Below are 16587 nucleotides of genomic sequence, written 5' to 3' on the forward strand. Positions count from 1 at the left end.
CCGCTATTTGTGGGCAGTAAACGCCCGATTGGTGAAGGCTAATAATCAGTGGGGGGATGAACAAAACCCCCACTGATTAAAGTTTCACTTTATGGGACTAATTTTTTTACAACCGGTATTCTTTGCAACACTAAAGTGATTAACATACTAAGGACAATTGTAATCATCACATTAATAGGTATCGCCAAGATTGCATGTACATGTTCATTTACCTTTGGAAAGACCCTGTACAGATAGTTATTTAATAAGAAAAAGTGAAGGATATAAATACCAAGGCTCGTTTGATTTATACCGCGTAATAAAAATGGTAATTCCCTTTCCGAATTTTGGAAATAATATTTAAAGAATATAAATAAGCCAATTGTCATAAGTACAACACCTGGAGCAAAGTATCCATACCAAAACTGGTCCAATTGTCCATTTGCTTGGACTGTATAGTAATATGTAATAAAGAATGTAGTACTAAATCCTACGATTCCTCCGACGTAAGCGATAGTCCTCCATTTTTTAACAATATCATAATTTGATAAATAATAACCAAGTAGAAAATATCCTACATAATTCGTAACATAAAATAATTCAATATTAAAGTTAATAGGGTAATAATATTTTGCTAAATTAACCACAACAGATGCATATATCCATAAAATTAAAAAATACTCTATCTCCCTCTTTTGAGCATTCTTCACAAAAATTTTCAGTAAAGGTGTAATTAAGTATATCCCTACAATCATGTACATGAACCATAAATGTCCACCAATACTATCTGTTAGAAAATACTTTATCCCCTGCTTTATCGAACGTGGGAAATATCCCGCATAAGCCCCGTATAAGTAAAATAAAGCACTCCAAGCTACAAAAGGTATAATTACCTTACTTGCACGCTTCCGTATAAAATCACCAATAGAAATGTCTTTCGTTCCCTTTAATAATAAAGCACCACTAATCATCACAAAAATTGGAACACTGGCACGTGAAATTGATTCAAAAAGGTTACCAGCCATCCAGCGCGACACGTTATTTGCATCTAACATGGAAACATAGCCAGCAGCAACATGAATTGTAACGACTGCAATTGTCGCTAATACACGCAACCAATCCATATACACTAATCGGTTCATTAACACCCCTCCTAAATTTACATATTTAATTTTTTATTTACCACACATAATTTTATATTAAATTCCGATATATTAAAACAAATTGTGACGATATCAACCTATAACAAACCTAAATAAACTTAATTTTTTAATATAAACATTAAAACCTTTGACTTATTAGTGAAAATAATGTAAATTATCTTTTGGACGAACATTTTCAAAGAAACTAAATAAAATATTCGTATTTTAGGGGTGTAAATGATGGAAAACGTATTTGACTATGAAGATATTCAATTAATTCCTGCAAAATGTATTGTAAATAGCCGATCCGAATGTGATACAACTGTCACTTTAGGAAAACATAAATTTAAATTACCTGTCGTACCTGCAAATATGCAAACGATTATTGATGAAAGAATCGCAACTTATTTAGCTGAAAATAATTACTTCTACATCATGCATCGTTTTCAACCAGAGAAACGAATTTCATTCATTAGAGATATGCAATCACGTGGATTAATTTCTTCAATCAGCGTTGGTGTTAAAGAAGACGAGTACGAATTCGTACAACAATTAGCTGCTGAGCAACTTTCACCTGAATACATTACAATCGATATCGCACATGGTCACTCTAACGCTGTGATCAACATGATTCAACATATTAAAAAACATTTACCAGAAAGCTTCGTTATCGCTGGAAACGTTGGAACTCCAGAAGCGGTAAGAGAATTAGAAAACGCTGGTGCTGATGCAACAAAAGTTGGCATTGGACCTGGTAAAGTTTGTATTACTAAAATTAAAACAGGCTTTGGAACTGGCGGTTGGCAGCTAGCTGCACTTCGCTGGTGTGCAAAAGCTGCAAGTAAGCCAATTATCGCTGACGGTGGTATTCGTACACATGGCGACGTAGCTAAATCAATTCGATTTGGAGCAACTATGGTTATGGTCGGTTCTCTATTCGCAGGTCATGAAGAGTCTCCAGGGGAAACAATCGAAAAAGATGGCAAACTTTATAAAGAGTACTTCGGTTCAGCTTCTGAATTCCAAAAAGGTGAGAAGAAAAACGTTGAAGGTAAGAAAATGTTCGTTGAGCATAAAGGTTCTTTAGAAGACACTTTAATCGAAATGGAACAAGATCTTCAATCTTCTATCTCTTACGCTGGTGGAACAAAATTAGACGCAATTCGTACTGTAGATTATGTAGTCGTGAAAAACTCTATTTTCAACGGTGACAAAGTATATTAATTTATAAATTTAACTAGAAGGACAAGCATAAAAAATGCTTGTCCTTCTTTTTCATGTATAAAAATGTAAAATATTTTCATTTCACTGAATTTTCTAGTATCATGTTTTTAGATACTTATAATAAGGGGGATATAACAAATGAAAAATGTAATTGAGAAACGCCTTATTCGCGCGGAAGTCCCTACTGAATTGACATGGGACCTTTCTGATTTATACGAATCTGATAAAGAGTGGGAAACTGCATTACGTGTATTAACAGACGATATAAAAAAACTTGATGCATTTAAAGGACAATTACACACTAGCCCCGCTACCTTATTAAATTGCCTACTTTTAGAAGAAGAGCTTTTAATGAAGTTAACAAAACTCGGCGCATATGCAAATTTAAAAGAATCCGCTGATCGTACAGATTCAGTTATTCAAGCGAACTCTTCCAAAATTTCCGCTCTAGGAACGAATGTACATACCGCACTATCCTTTATTCATAACGAAATTCTCTCATTTAAGGAGGGAATAATTGAAAAATATTTAACTGAGGAAATAAAACTTGAACCTTTCCGTAAATCATTACTAGAGATACTCAAAAAGAGGCAGCACTCTCTCTCTCCTGAAACAGAAGAAGCTCTTGCTGCACTCGGCGAAGTTCATAGTTCACCCTACAAAATTTACGGCATGACTAAATTAGCCGATATGGATTTCCCTTCTATACAAGATGAACAGGGAAATGATTTGCCTGTATCGTTTGCATTATTCGAAAGCAAATATGAATTTTCTCCAAGCGCATATATACGTAAAAAAGCATATTCATCATTTGTTTCCACATTGAAACGATATAAAAATACAGTTGCAACAACATATGCTACTGAAGTAAAAAAACAAGTGGCGCTTTCTCGTTTGCGCAAGTACGAGTCCGTTACCCATATGCTTTTAGAACCTCAAAAAGTTCCACTTGAAATGTATAACAACCAACTAGATATTATTTATAACGAATTAGCGCCTCATATGCGCCGTTTTGCAGATTTAAAAAAGAATGTATTAGGGCTTAATCAAATGCTTTTCTGTGACTTACATGCACCGTTAGATCCTGAATTTAATCCAACAATCACTTACGAAGAAGCTGGCAAACTCATTCAAGATTCTTTAAAAGTATTAGGAAATGAATATAGTTCCATTATCGAAAAGGGCTTCAAAGAAAGATGGGTAGACCTTGCAGATAACGTAGGAAAATCAACAGGTGCCTTCTGCTCTAGCCCATACGGTTCTCACCCTTATATTTTAATTACATGGCAGGGTACGATGCGCGGGTGTTTCACATTAGCTCATGAATTTGGACATGCTGGTCATTTTTATTTAGCAAATAAAAATCAGCGCATTATGAATGTACGTCCTTCTATGTACTTTGTTGAAGCTCCATCAACGATGAATGAATTACTATTAGCTCAGCATTTACTTGCGACTACTGAAGATAAGAGAATGCGCAGATGGGTTATTCTGCAACTACTCGGCACATATTACCACAACTTCGTTACCCATCTACTTGAGGGAGAATATCAAAGAAGAGTATACGCTCTAGCAGAAGAAGGGCAAGCACTCACAGCTACAACTTTAACTGAAATAAAAACAAAGGTCCTTTCGACATTCTGGGGAGATTCCGTAGAAATTGATGAAGGCGCTGGTTTAACATGGATGCGTCAACCTCACTATTATATGGGCTTATATTCTTACACATATTCAGCAGGCCTAACTGCATCTACCGCTGTAGCCCAAATGATTCAGGAAGAGGGACAGCCTGCTGTTGATCGCTGGCTCAACGTACTCCGCGCAGGCGGTACGATGAAACCACTCGAATTAATGAAACACGCTGGAGTAGACATGTCAAAACCAGATGCAATCCGTAAAGCTATTTCTTACGTCGGTTCCTTAATTGATGAACTAGAGCACTCTTATCAAGAATAAAAATAAGCCCTCGTTTTATGAGGGCTTATTCTATATTTACTTTCCAAATCTTTTGCGGTATCCGCACTTTCTACACAGTTCTTCTACTGCAACCCTTTTTGAAAATCCATCTACAATATTTTGCGCTCTATCGCCTTCAATAATATTAGAGAATGAATCATTATTAATATTTCCAAGGTTAATAATTCCCTCACCATCTAAACAGCAAGGAATAACCGTTCCGTTCGCTAAGATTCCAGCCTGATTACGAAGTCCATGACAGAAGCCTTTTCCATCATCCTCTTCTTCATGTAATGCTGGCCACTGGAATTCATAATCTTGATTAATAAATACACGTTCTGCAATTTTTATACCTTTTCCTGGTGTAAGCTTCTCTTCAATGTTATAAGAAAGATCAAATTCATTTTCGATAATAGATAATAAATCTCTATTCCGTTGAATTTCAAGATTCGTTTTGTTATCCTGAGTTAAATTCCACAACCTTAGCGAAACAATTAAATCCGATTGACTTGTCGCCTCTCTAATGAAAGAAAGTATACTCCTTACATAGCCCTCTTTATCTTGCGATCCTGGGTGTCCATCAAAACTGTGCAGTGAAAAATTCATTTGTCTTAACGCAGGCTTATTTAACAGTCTATGTCTTCTCTTATTAATTAACGTTCCGTTCGTTGTAATGTTAACTTTAAACCCTTTTTCATGGCTTAAATCTAATAGTTGATCTATTTTCGGATGGAGCAATGGCTCACCCTTCACGTGCAAATAGATGTAGTCTGTGTGAGGTTTAATTTGGTCTAATCTTTTAGCAAAATCCTCCACAGAAATGAATTGCTTCTGCCTTTCCGTCGGCGGACAAAAGCTGCACGCAAGATTACATACACTCGTAATCTCCAAGTAAAACTTTTTAAACTTCTTCACCTTTAATTCCTCACTTCTATGACTACTTATACTTTTTTCCTCTTCATATTACAACACACTTTTTTATAAATAGAAACATACTTATTTTAGGAAACCTTCGTACTACCTATTAATGTTTAAAAGACCATCGGTGGTTTTTGTCCAATGGTCTTTTTTACTCTTTATATACAAAGGAAAAATTTATTTATGATACGGTTCACCGCGATTAATACGAAACGCTCTATACACTTGCTCAAGCAATACTAATCGCATTAATTGATGTGGTAATGTCATCTTTGAGAAGGAAAGAGATTCGTTTGAACGCTTCATTACTTCAGAACTAAGCCCCAGTGATCCACCAATTACAAATGTGATTTTGCTCTTTCCATATGTAGCAAGGCGATCTATACTTGCTGCAAATTCTTCTGATGATTTTTGTTTTCCTTCTATAGCTAACGCAATGACGTGCGTATCATCAGAAATTTTATCCAGTATACGTATGCCTTCTTTTTCTTTTACAATTAGCATTTCTGCTGCACTTAAATTTTCTGGTGCCTTTTCATCTGGCAACTCAATTACTTCTACTTTTGCGTAAGAAGATAATCGTTTTAAGTATTCTGCTATACCTTGTTTTAAGTATTTTTCTTTTAATTTTCCGATTGAAATAATCGAGATATTCACATCTATTCCCCACCTTACAAACACGTTATCCACAGGACTTATCCACATATCCACAAATGTTACCCACATATTGTGTGAGAATCTGTGTTCGATACAACATATGTCGCCTCATTTTGACAAAATTCACATGTTTTTTTCTCTTCTTTAGAGTTATCCACATTGTTAATAACCGGTGCGACTTCACACTCATCCACAATGATATCTAATGCTAATTCAACATGTTCTAAACAACAAGGTAAATTCATATTCTTCACCTCACTTTTCTACAATAGAAAACAGGAGGTAGGCCCTCCTGTTTTTAATACTTTTGAATGCCTAATTTCACCGTTGTTGTCGCTCGTTTTGTACCACGATAAAACGTAAGAGTCATTTTATCATTAATTTTTTTATTATATAAGGCCGTGCGGAACCCAATAATATCGTGCACCGCTTTTCCATCTACCGCCACAATAACATCATGTTCTCTAAGACCCGCATCCGTACCTGGCGAAGGACTTTTCACATCTAAAATGCAGACTCCTTCTGTTACGTTACCTGGTAAGTGTAATGTTTTTGACCAATAGTAACTCGGAATCTCATTTAATGATCTTAGTTCAATCCCAACGTAAGGTCTTCTTACTTTACCGTACTTTTCTAGTTCATTCATAATAGGAACAGCTCTCGTAACTGGAATAGCTAGTCCAATTCCTTCTACTTCTTTTGCTGCAATTTTCATTGAGTTAATACCTATTAATTGTCCCGCTACATTTACAAGCGCTCCACCACTATTACCTGGATTAATTGCCGCATCTGTTTGCAATACTTCTACTTGCCAATCGTAATGTCCATCTTGATCTAAATCTACAGGAACAATACGCTCATTAGCCGAAATAATACCTTGTGTGACAGTTCCGGAAAATTGTAACCCCAGTGGATTTCCAATCGCAATAACTGGTTCTCCTCTACGAACGGTATTAGATTCGCCAATTTCAATCACTTTCTTCACATGCTTCGCATCTATTTCTAGTACAGCTAAGTCCGTGACTACATCGGTTCCTAATACTTTACCTGGAATTTTCTTACCGTCACTTAAGCTCACTTCAATACGATTCGCCCCAGCAACAACGTGGTTATTCGTTACAATATACGCATGTCCATCTGTTCTCTTATAAATCACACCAGAGCCTGTACCAGCCTCCGAATCAGCCTCTGAAAAATCGTCTCGTTGAATATTAATAACACCAACAACAGCCTCTGAAGCACGATCAACAGCATCTACAAAGCTAATCTGTTTAACAGGAACATTTCCACTTTGAGCTTCAGCCATATTTTTTTCACTTGCTTCAGCTTGCGGAAGCTTACCTGCATGATTTGAAAATAAAGGAGCTCCAAATGCAAATAATGAAGCACCTACAATTGTTCCCGCTATGCTAGAAATGACAATACCTTTATGTTTCTTTTTCCCTGCGCGTTTAATACGATATTTTTCTTCATCAATAAAGGACATATTTGTTCACCTATCTTCCTGAAAACAACTATATTCACCTTTATTGTTTACTAAAATGAAGAATTATACGTATTGAATTTTCGTAGGCATTTTTTGATCCGTATCATGTATTTCAAAGGATTCTCCAACCCCAAAACCTTTTTCTTCTAATACTTGTGATACAGACATACGCGCTAATTCTTTCATGTTATTATCTAAGCTTAAATGCGCTAAATAAATGTGTTTTGTCTCGTCTGTAATAACATCAGCCATCGCTAATGCAGCGTCCTCATTACAAACGTGGCCAACGTCGCTTAAAATACGTCGCTTAATGCTCCATGGATAGCGCCCCATACGAAGCATTTCCACATCATGATTACTTTCAAATACGAAAGCGTTCGCTCCCTTAATAACACCTTTCATACGGTCACTTACGTAGCCTGTATCTGTAATAAGAGCTAACTTTCTATTATTGTTATGAAAAGCATAAAACATCGGTTCCGCCGCATCATGAGAAACACCAAATGATTCAACTTCAATATCTCCAAATGTTTTCACGTCTCCTACTGAGAAAATGAATTTTTGATCAGTTGGGATATTACCTATTAAATGTTCCATTGCATTCCATGTTTTCTCGTTCGCATAAACAGGTAAATCATATTTACGCGCCAATACACCTAATCCTTTAATGTGGTCACTATGCTCATGTGTTACAAGAATACCTGATATGTCATTTATATTCAGTTCAGCTTGTTTAAATAAAGCCTCTGTCGCTTTACCACTTAAACCTGCATCGACGAGCAGCTTTTTTTCATCTGTTCCTACATATAACATATTCCCTGTACTTCCACTTGCAAGTACACTAAAATGCATACTCATTCTTTCTCACTCCATTATGTTCTTCCGGCACTTGAGTTTCCCCTAATTCCATAACTTGTCCTTCAATTGCATTCACAAAAAAATCCTTTTTCTGTTCTGTCTTTAAGTTCCATGTTGGAGCAAGCACTTGTATATTAGAAGAAGACTCCGCAAGAGTCGCATATCCAATCTGCGCCTCTTTCACGTGCGTATTTTCTGCAATTTTATTTTTCAAATATATATTTTCTAAAGCTGTTTGCGCAGTAATAATTTCTTGTTCTTTCGTCTTTTCGCTTTCGCCCATTTCCTTCAAATCCGTTAACATTGTTTGTTTATACGAAATAAGCTCATTTTTTTCATTTAAATCTACAACAATCATCGCACGATTATTGTAGAAGATTGGTTTATCTTTATACTTTTGAAAGAAGTAAATTTTTGAGTCCTTTATTGCCCCAAACTCATATTTTTGTCCATCCAGCACATAATTTTTCAAAAACTCATTATACTTATCTTTTGACAATGATTTTGTATTTAAAAAAGGCTCTTTTAATTTACTCTCTATTTGATATTCGTCTTGCACATGCGCCGTCTGATTTTTTAAAGATTGCACATCTTCTTCTTTGAAAACCTTATTTTTTGCCATTATAAATGACTCTTTTTTCGGTTCTTTAGGAAAATTCCCCATAGTAATTTTTTCAGCTTTTAATTGTTGATCGATTTTCGTTTCCGTCACAATTTCTAATTGATTACTATCTTGCTTTTGAATGAACTGAAAAATAAGAAAGAGGTCTAAAACAAAAAAGGTCACAATAAATATGGTTTTAATTCGATCCCAATCCATTTAGTCCCCCCTCACTCCACTCATATATTTGTTGCTTACCATCTTCTTCACATTTTACATACCATATCGGCTGTAAGACAGCGATTCTCCCACTCCCATCACTGATGGAAGGTTCCAATGACATTTTATAACCAATACCAACATCCTGAATTGATTTTTTATCAATTTCCGGGTTATTCTCTAGTGATGTCATCACTGTATGACCTGATGCAAGAGAAGTTGTTTGTTGTTTACTAGGCAAAGTAATACTGAACTCAAAAAAGGGTCTTTCATACTGCATAATTTCACCTGAACCCCATACTTGTTTTAATTCCGCTATTCCATTGGCATTAAATACAGGCAAACCATCCTCATATAAACGGAATGAAGTTTTCCTCCCATTAATATAATCAAAACGATAGGACTTAAAGGATCCACTATGCCCACTTACAAAGTCAAAACTTTTTTGTAAAATCACCGCATTATCCGTAGGTTTATCACCATGTACAGCGGAATTTTTATATTTCAACATTGCATCCAACTTATCAATTTCCATAGAACGGATGCCATCCGTAAATGTTTCCTTTTCTTTCTCAGAAATAGGACTTAAATAACGTGGATCACTAAATAAAGCATTTTTGAATGGATCCACCTCTAGTTTAGCTGTAATATACTCTGCCTTACTTAATTCCGTAATCCCATCTGGTAAAAAAAGTTTTTTTGTATCATTTATTTGATATTCAAAATATGGTCTTGCTACTGTTATAAGTTGATTTTGAGCATTTATAATATCCTTTATATAAGCACCGCTCAATTTTGCTTGATATATTTTATGAGGAGTATCATAGGAAACAAAGCTAACTTTAATTTCTTGGTCCGTACTTCTAGAAGGATCAATTATAATACGATTAAAACTTCTGTTACTTTCTATGTTTTTATCTTTAATATTAAACATATCTTTAATCGTATCTAACGGGATATTTGTAGGGAAAACAAATTCAATTTTTTCTTCTCCGTGTACATAAGACAGAAAATCACCTTTAGGGACTGTCCCCGTTATTTCCCTAAAATCATGTAATTCTCCGTTTTCAAGAATTTTATAGATTGAATCCACATTTTCCTTCTTTTCGCTTACATAATGATTTTTCTCTTTATGAATAACGACAGAGGATGGGCGAACAACCTCCGAAATCTTTACCTGATTTATCTCTTCGTTACCTTGAACGAACTTTGTATTTTGCATAGAAGTGGAATCAGGAACATATGTCCATAAGTTAAAAGTAAGAAATAGACTAATGACAACCAAATTAATTAGAACTATCGTTTTAAAGTTTTCCATACTCATTCCCAATCGTCCTCTTCATCTGTCGCCATTGGCAATGTGAAATAAATAGTTGTCCCTTTTCCTTCCTCACTTTTCGCCCAAATCGAGCCGCCATGTGCCTCAATCATTTCTTTCGCAATAGCTAACCCAAGACCTGTACCACCCATTTGTCTCGAACGCGCTTTATCTACACGATAAAAACGTTCAAATATTTTATCTACATTTTCTTTCGGAATTCCCATTCCTTGATCACTCACACTAATCTCTAATAACTCCCCGCGGTCACGCAGGCGATATGTTACTGTACCACCTTCTGGCGAATATTTTAGTGCATTGGAAATAATGTTATATAAAACTTGTGTGATTTTGTCTGTATCCATATCAATAAATCGAGATTTTTTAGAGAAAGATCGTTTGAAGCTTACATTTTGCTCTTTAGACATTTCAAAGCGATCGATAACATTATTAAAGAAGTCAGTAAAGTCGACCCATTCCTTCATTAAGCGATGTTCTGTACTATCTAGTTTAGATAGTTGTAACAATGCATTTACAAGCCTGATCATTCTTTCCGTTTCCTCTTGTGTAACCGTTAAAAATTGCGGTGCAATATTTGGATCTTGCCATGCTCCATCAGTAAGTGCTTCTAAGTAACTGCGCATTGTTGTTAACGGCGTTCTTAACTCATGAGATACGTTCGCAACAAACTCACGGCGCTCTTGTTCTATCCGCTCCTGTTCTGTTACATCATATAATACAGCAATTAAACCATTTGCCTTCCCTGTTTCTTTTTGAATAACAGAGAAACTAGCACGTAAAATATATGGTTCATTTCTCGTACTAAAATCTAATAAAACTGAATCAGGTTCTTCATATAAATGATCAAGTGTAAATTCTTCTTGTATTCCTAACACTTCTAACACTGATTGATCTAGCGCCGTTTCACGCGAAACATTTAACATCTTTTCCGCAGGATCATTTAATAAAATGATATCCCCTTTTCGATCAGTAGCAATTACTCCATCTGTCATATGTGATAAAACGGATGATAATTTTCGTCTTTCACTTTCTGTGGAGGAACGAGCTTGTTGTAATTTTTTAGATAAATTGTTAAAAGATAATGCTAATTGTCCAATCTCATCGTGACTATGCACCTTTACTTTTCGCGAATAATTTCCTTTCGCCATTTCAATTGCTTGTCTTCGCATATCTGAAATTGGTCTCGTAATTGTTTGAGCCAATAAAATTCCAAGTACAGCTGTTACTAATAAAGCAATTACTGTCCCCGTTGCGAAAATTTGGTTGATGTCCTTCATTTGTTTATACACATCTTCCATAGATGCAACAATATGAATGACGCCAAGTACATCTCCGCCCGGCTCTTTTAGAATAGGGGTAATCATAACTTGAACTCGATGACCTGTATGTCCATCTTTCTCAATCTTTGACTCTGGTTTCTTTTGTACCATTACCCGTTGTACAGCTGTATCTGCTGACGTTCGTCCTACCTTATTTTGCTTAGACCCATCTGAAATTGCCATTAATTTTTTAGTAGAATCAATTACACTTACTTCTTGAATATCTCTCTTACGATCTGATGCGAATTTTTGAATCGAATCATTAATAGCTTTATCTACTGATTCTGTTTTAGGACGTTCTTTTACAAACTCTTGCTTCAGGTTATAAGAAAGTAAGTTTGTTTGCTGCGTTAAGGAATCTTGAAAGCCTTTTACAAGGCTTTTTTCTAATTCCCTGACGAAATATACACCAATTACTTGCATTGCTATTAATATTAACAGCATATATATGAGCACAAATTTTAAATGAATAGATTGAAAAAACCCAACTTTCTTCATATACTATTCCTGTTCTGGGTCACGCAAGTAATACCCTACCCCACGTCTAGTTACAATTAAAGTAGGATGACTTGGATTATCTTCAACTTTTTCGCGTAAACGACGTACTGTTACGTCTACTGTACGTACATCTCCAAAATAATCATAACCCCAAACTGTTTGTAATAAATGTTCACGAGTCATAACTTGACCTAAATGCTTCGCTAAATAATGTAGTAATTCAAATTCACGATGTGTAAGCTCAATGCTTTCTTCACGCTTCGTTACACTATAAGCGTTCGAATTGATAACGATTGGTCCAATAACCATTTCGGTATTTTCTTCTTTCTCTGCAGCACCACCCTGCTGATGGCGACGTAAATTTGCTTTCACACGAGCAAGTAACTCCCTCGTACTAAATGGCTTCGTTACATAATCATCTGCCCCAAGCTCAAGCCCCAATACTTTATCAATTTCAGAGTCTTTTGCTGTAAGCATAATAATTGGCATTTCTGAGCTTTTACGTATTTCACGACATACCTCTAAACCGTCTTTTCCCGGTAACATAATATCTAATAAAACCATATCTGGCTGTTCTTCATTTGCTTTTTCAATCGCCTCATCACCATCATGCGCCATTACAATTTCAAAACCTTCTTTTTCTAGGTTGAACTTCAAAATATCCGCAATCGGCTTTTCATCATCAACTACTAAAATTTTCTTTCCCATCATCGTCTATTTCCTCCTTATAAAAATATGATCAATAATCCTCAAACATATTGGTGTTTCTATAGTATGTTCCTATATGACAACAATCTTAGTCTAAGTATTTCTCCTCTATTCTCATAGACTCATGTATCATCCACTTTTACACGGAATCCTATACGATCTATAGAAAAACCTCTAGCTTCAACTGCTAGAGGCTCCTCATTCTATTGTAAAATAACTACCCACTTTTGTAAAACTGGACAAAATAAAAAGGATATTAAGTGGGCCCACTTAATATCCTGAGAGTGGCTCGGGACGGAATCGAACCGCCGACACGAGGATTTTCAGTCCTCTGCTCTACCGACTGAGCTACCGAGCCAAAACTATATATAAAACCACTAATGGTGGTATAAACAAAAGTGGCGGTCCCGACCGGGGTCGAACCGGCGATCTCCTGCGTGACAGGCAGGCATGTTAACCACTACACCACGGGACCAAAAATGAACATAAAAAAACATGACCCGTACGGGATTCGAACCCGTGTTACCGCCGTGAAAGGGCGGTGTCTTAACCACTTGACCAACGGGCCACGAAAAATAAAATGGTGAGCCATGAAGGATTCGAACCTTCGACCCTCTGATTAAAAGTCAGATGCTCTACCAACTGAGCTAATGGCTCATACTCACCAACGTCATATTTTCGTGACGACAAGACATATCATAACATGTTATCTTTCATTTTTGCAATACCTTTTTTTATTTTTTTATAAAAGATAAGAAAAAACTCATGAAAACATGAGTTTTTTCTTAAAAGAATCAATTTTTTATATCAATTAAGCTTCGTATACATTACGAACGATATTTGTTTGATTACGATCTGGTCCAACTGAGAACATAGATAATTGGATTCCTGTTAATTCAGAAACACGCTCTACGTATTTTCTTGCATTTTCAGGAAGTTCATCTAATGATTTCATAGCAGTAACATCTTCTGTCCAACCTGGAAGCTCTTCATATACAGGCTCACATTTCGCTAAAATGTTTAAGTTAGCTGGAACTTCATCGATAACTTCGCCATTGTATTTGTAAGCAACACAAATTTTAAGAGTTGGGATACCTGTTAATACATCGATAGAGTTTAATGATAAGTCTGTTAAACCACTAACACGACGTGCATGTCTTACAACAACGCTATCGAACCAACCTACGCGGCGCGGACGACCAGTTGTTGTTCCGTATTCACGACCAACTTTACGAATTTGATGACCGATTTCATCATTAAGTTCCGTAGGGAATGGACCATCACCTACACGGCTTGTATATGCTTTACATACACCTACAACGCGAGTAACTTTCGCAGGACCAACTCCAGTTCCAACTGTTACACCACCAGCAATTGGGTTAGAAGATGTAACGAATGGATACGTACCGTGGTCAATATCAAGCATAACACCTTGTGCACCTTCAAATAATACACGATGATTGTTATCTAGTGCATCATTTAATACGACAGATGTATCGCATACATACTGTGCGATTTGTTGTCCGTATTCGAAGTACTCTTCAAAGATTTCTTCTACGCTGAAACCTTCTGTATCGTACATTTTTTCAAACAAACGATTTTTTTCCACTAAATTGCGCTCAAGCTTCTCTTTAAATGCTTCACGGTCTAAAAGATCAGCCATACGGATACCAATACGAGCAGCTTTATCCATATATGCAGGACCGATACCTTTTTTCGTTGTACCGATCTTGTTATCACCTTTACTCGCTTCTTCTAACTCATCTTGTTTTAAGTGATAAGGTAAAATAACGTGCGCACGGTTACTTACACGTAAATTATCAGTACTTACACCACGATCGTGTAAGTATTTTAACTCTTCAAGTAATGCTTTCGGATCTACTACTAAGCCATTTCCGATTACACAAATTTTCTCTTTATAGAAAATACCAGATGGAATTAAGTGTAATTTATATTTAACTCCGCCGAAAACAATTGTATGTCCCGCGTTATTTCCACCTTGATATCTTGCAACTACTTCCGCATGCTCAGAAAGAAAATCAGTGATTTTACCTTTTCCTTCGTCGCCCCATTGTGTTCCTACAACTACTACTGAAGACATTATTAAAGCACCTCCGCAATTTTCAAACGATCTATTCAAACAATATAATTGTACCAAAACAGAAAAAGAAGTCAACCAAAAAGCGAACATTTTTTTATCGAAAAACGTTTTCGTTCGTAAGAATTACATATTCACCTTATGAAAGCCCTATCTTTCATATAAAAAAAAAGAAACACATCTTATTATAAGAAATGTGTTTCTTTTTTATACTGCCTTTATGCGTGCGGTGCATGTCCATCCTCAAAGCGGCGTTCTAAGTTGACGAATTTATTAAATTCCTTAACAAACGCAAGCTCTACTGAACCTACTGGACCATTACGTTGTTTTGCAATGATAATTTCAATTGTATTTTTATTTTCTGTTTCACGATCATAGTAATCTTCACGATATAGGAAGGCTACAATGTCAGCATCCTGCTCGATACTTCCTGATTCACGAATGTCAGACATCATCGGACGTTTATCTTGACGAGATTCTACACCACGAGATAACTGCGACAAGGCGATAACAGGTACTTGCAATTCACGTGCAATCCCTTTTAATGTACGAGAAATCTCAGATACTTCCTGCTGACGGTTTTCTCCTGATTTCCCACTTCCTTGAATAAGCTGTAAATAGTCAATCAAAACCATCCCAAGACCTTGTTCTTGCTTTAATCTACGACATTTTGCTCGAATCTCATTTACTTTAATCCCTGGTGTATCATCAATATATATACCAGCATTAGAAAGGCTACCCATCGCCATTGTTAATTTCGCCCAATCATCAGAAGTTAATGAACCGGTACGAAGTCTTTGCGCATCAATATTTCCTTCTGCACAAAGCATACGCATAACAAGCTGATCAGAGCCCATCTCCAAACTAAAAATCGCTACATTTTCATCAGTTTTCGTCGCTACGTTTTGTGCGATATTTAATGAAAATGCAGTTTTCCCCACCGACGGACGCGCTGCTACGATGATTAAATCATTTCGCTGAAAACCCGCGGTCATCTTATCTAATTCAGTAAATCCAGTTGGTATCCCAGTAACTTCACCTTTTTGATTATGCAAAAGTTCAATTTTATCATAAGCATCTACAAGAACATCTTTAATGTTTTGGAATGCTTTTGCATTTGTTTGATGTGATACTTCTAATATTTTTTTCTCAGCCTCATTTAAAAGGCCATCCACATCATCTTCTCGCTCGTATCCATCCGATACAATATGAGTTGCCGTTCGAATTAAACGACGTAAAAGTGCCTTTTCAGCGATGATGCGTGCATAATATTCTACATTAGCAGCTGTTGGAACAACTTCTGCTAATTCTGCTAGATAAGAAACCCCACCAACTTCTTCTAGTAACCCTTGATCAGCCATCGCTGATGTCATTATTACTAAGTCGATTGGTTCTCCCTTATCAGACAACCCAAGCATGACTTCAAAAATCTTTTGATGTTTCGTTCGATAGAACGAGTCAGGTAGCAACAGCTCTGATGCTGACGTTAATGCATCTTGATCAATCAATATAGCCCCTAAAACCGCCTGCTCTGCTTCTATATTATGCGGAGGGGTACGATCAGCCAGTACATCACTCATGCGCA

At 36.2% G+C, this 16587-nt stretch carries 14 protein-coding genes and 4 tRNA genes; 2 read left to right on the forward strand and 16 right to left on the reverse strand.

The annotated features are described in order from the left end of the window. Window positions 1–89 precede the first annotated feature (89 nt). A complete protein-coding gene (locus tag AB3X48_RS02795) occupies window positions 90–1121 on the reverse strand; it encodes an acyltransferase (RefSeq protein ID WP_088099753.1) in 1032 nt (343 codons plus the stop codon). 240 nt (window positions 1122–1361) lie between these two features. On the opposite strand from AB3X48_RS02795, the gene guaC reads away from it, so the two are divergent. Together guaC and pepF are read left to right on the forward strand one after the other, a co-directional pair. Then, the gene (gene guaC / locus AB3X48_RS02800) at window positions 1362–2345 is read left to right on the forward strand and encodes a GMP reductase (RefSeq protein WP_088099754.1); all 984 of its coding nucleotides are present in this window, start codon (window positions 1362–1364) and stop codon (window positions 2343–2345) included. A 138-nt stretch (window positions 2346–2483) separates the two neighbouring features. Beyond that, window positions 2484–4301 carry an oligoendopeptidase F gene (gene pepF, locus AB3X48_RS02805; protein ID WP_088099755.1) on the forward strand — a complete coding sequence of 606 codons (1818 nt, stop codon included), beginning with the start codon at window positions 2484–2486 and terminating at the stop codon, window positions 4299–4301. A 36-nt stretch (window positions 4302–4337) separates the two neighbouring features. On the opposite strand, the gene AB3X48_RS02810 is transcribed toward pepF, so the two are convergent. From AB3X48_RS02810 to dnaB, 15 genes are all read right to left on the reverse strand, one after another. Beyond that, window positions 4338–5216, reverse strand: a complete 879-nt coding sequence (locus AB3X48_RS02810) for a radical SAM/SPASM domain-containing protein (protein ID WP_002159675.1) — start codon at window positions 5214–5216, stop codon at window positions 4338–4340. A 180-nt stretch (window positions 5217–5396) separates the two neighbouring features. After that, window positions 5397–5876 (reverse strand): 23S rRNA (pseudouridine(1915)-N(3))-methyltransferase RlmH, encoded by a 480-nt coding sequence (rlmH, locus tag AB3X48_RS02815; protein ID WP_002123590.1) that lies wholly within the window; start codon window positions 5874–5876, stop codon window positions 5397–5399. A gap of 59 nt (window positions 5877–5935) precedes the next feature. Further along, window positions 5936–6121, reverse strand: coding sequence for a CxxH/CxxC protein (locus AB3X48_RS02820; RefSeq protein ID WP_002035001.1), 186 nt, complete (start codon window positions 6119–6121; stop codon window positions 5936–5938). A 53-nt stretch (window positions 6122–6174) separates the two neighbouring features. Beyond that, a complete protein-coding gene (locus tag AB3X48_RS02825) occupies window positions 6175–7362 on the reverse strand; it encodes a S1C family serine protease (protein WP_088099756.1) in 1188 nt (395 codons plus the stop codon). A gap of 63 nt (window positions 7363–7425) precedes the next feature. Further along, window positions 7426–8220 carry an exodeoxyribonuclease YycJ gene (gene yycJ / locus AB3X48_RS02830; protein ID WP_002138925.1) on the reverse strand — a complete coding sequence of 265 codons (795 nt, stop codon included), beginning with the start codon at window positions 8218–8220 and terminating at the stop codon, window positions 7426–7428. Next, window positions 8204–9040, reverse strand: coding sequence for a two-component system regulatory protein YycI (locus tag AB3X48_RS02835; RefSeq protein ID WP_016106794.1), 837 nt, complete (start codon window positions 9038–9040; stop codon window positions 8204–8206). Before AB3X48_RS02835 ends, yycJ begins: the two co-directional genes overlap by 17 nt. Continuing rightward, window positions 9021–10364 carry a YycH family regulatory protein gene (locus tag AB3X48_RS02840; protein WP_016106795.1) on the reverse strand — a complete coding sequence of 448 codons (1344 nt, stop codon included), beginning with the start codon at window positions 10362–10364 and terminating at the stop codon, window positions 9021–9023. The genes AB3X48_RS02835 and AB3X48_RS02840 overlap by 20 nt, the downstream gene beginning before the upstream one ends. After that, on the reverse strand, window positions 10361–12196 hold the full coding sequence (gene walK, locus AB3X48_RS02845) for a cell wall metabolism sensor histidine kinase WalK (RefSeq protein ID WP_002144571.1): 1836 nt from the start codon (window positions 12194–12196) through the stop codon (window positions 10361–10363). The genes AB3X48_RS02840 and walK overlap by 4 nt, the downstream gene beginning before the upstream one ends. A 3-nt stretch (window positions 12197–12199) precedes the next feature. Beyond that, window positions 12200–12907, reverse strand: coding sequence for a cell wall metabolism DNA-binding response regulator WalR (gene walR / locus AB3X48_RS02850; RefSeq protein WP_002089942.1), 708 nt, complete (start codon window positions 12905–12907; stop codon window positions 12200–12202). A gap of 282 nt (window positions 12908–13189) precedes the next feature. After that, a tRNA-Phe gene (locus AB3X48_RS02855) sits at window positions 13190–13262 on the reverse strand. Between the two features lie 41 nt (window positions 13263–13303). Continuing rightward, window positions 13304–13379 (reverse strand) — tRNA-Asp (locus tag AB3X48_RS02860). A gap of 21 nt (window positions 13380–13400) precedes the next feature. Further along, window positions 13401–13472: transfer RNA gene (locus AB3X48_RS02865), tRNA-Glu, on the reverse strand. Window positions 13473–13485: 13 nt separating this feature from the next. Further along, window positions 13486–13561: transfer RNA gene (locus AB3X48_RS02870), tRNA-Lys, on the reverse strand. 154 nt (window positions 13562–13715) lie between these two features. After that, on the reverse strand, window positions 13716–15005 hold the full coding sequence (locus AB3X48_RS02875; protein ID WP_367958750.1) for an adenylosuccinate synthase: 1290 nt from the start codon (window positions 15003–15005) through the stop codon (window positions 13716–13718). A gap of 215 nt (window positions 15006–15220) precedes the next feature. Next, a complete protein-coding gene (gene dnaB / locus AB3X48_RS02880) occupies window positions 15221–16582 on the reverse strand; it encodes a replicative DNA helicase (RefSeq protein WP_002113222.1) in 1362 nt (453 codons plus the stop codon). Between the last annotated feature and the right edge of the window lie 5 nt (window positions 16583–16587).

It is taken from the genome of Bacillus sp. S4, from assembly GCF_040838205.1.
Lineage (GTDB): Bacteria > Bacillota > Bacilli > Bacillales > Bacillaceae_G > Bacillus_A > Bacillus_A cereus_U.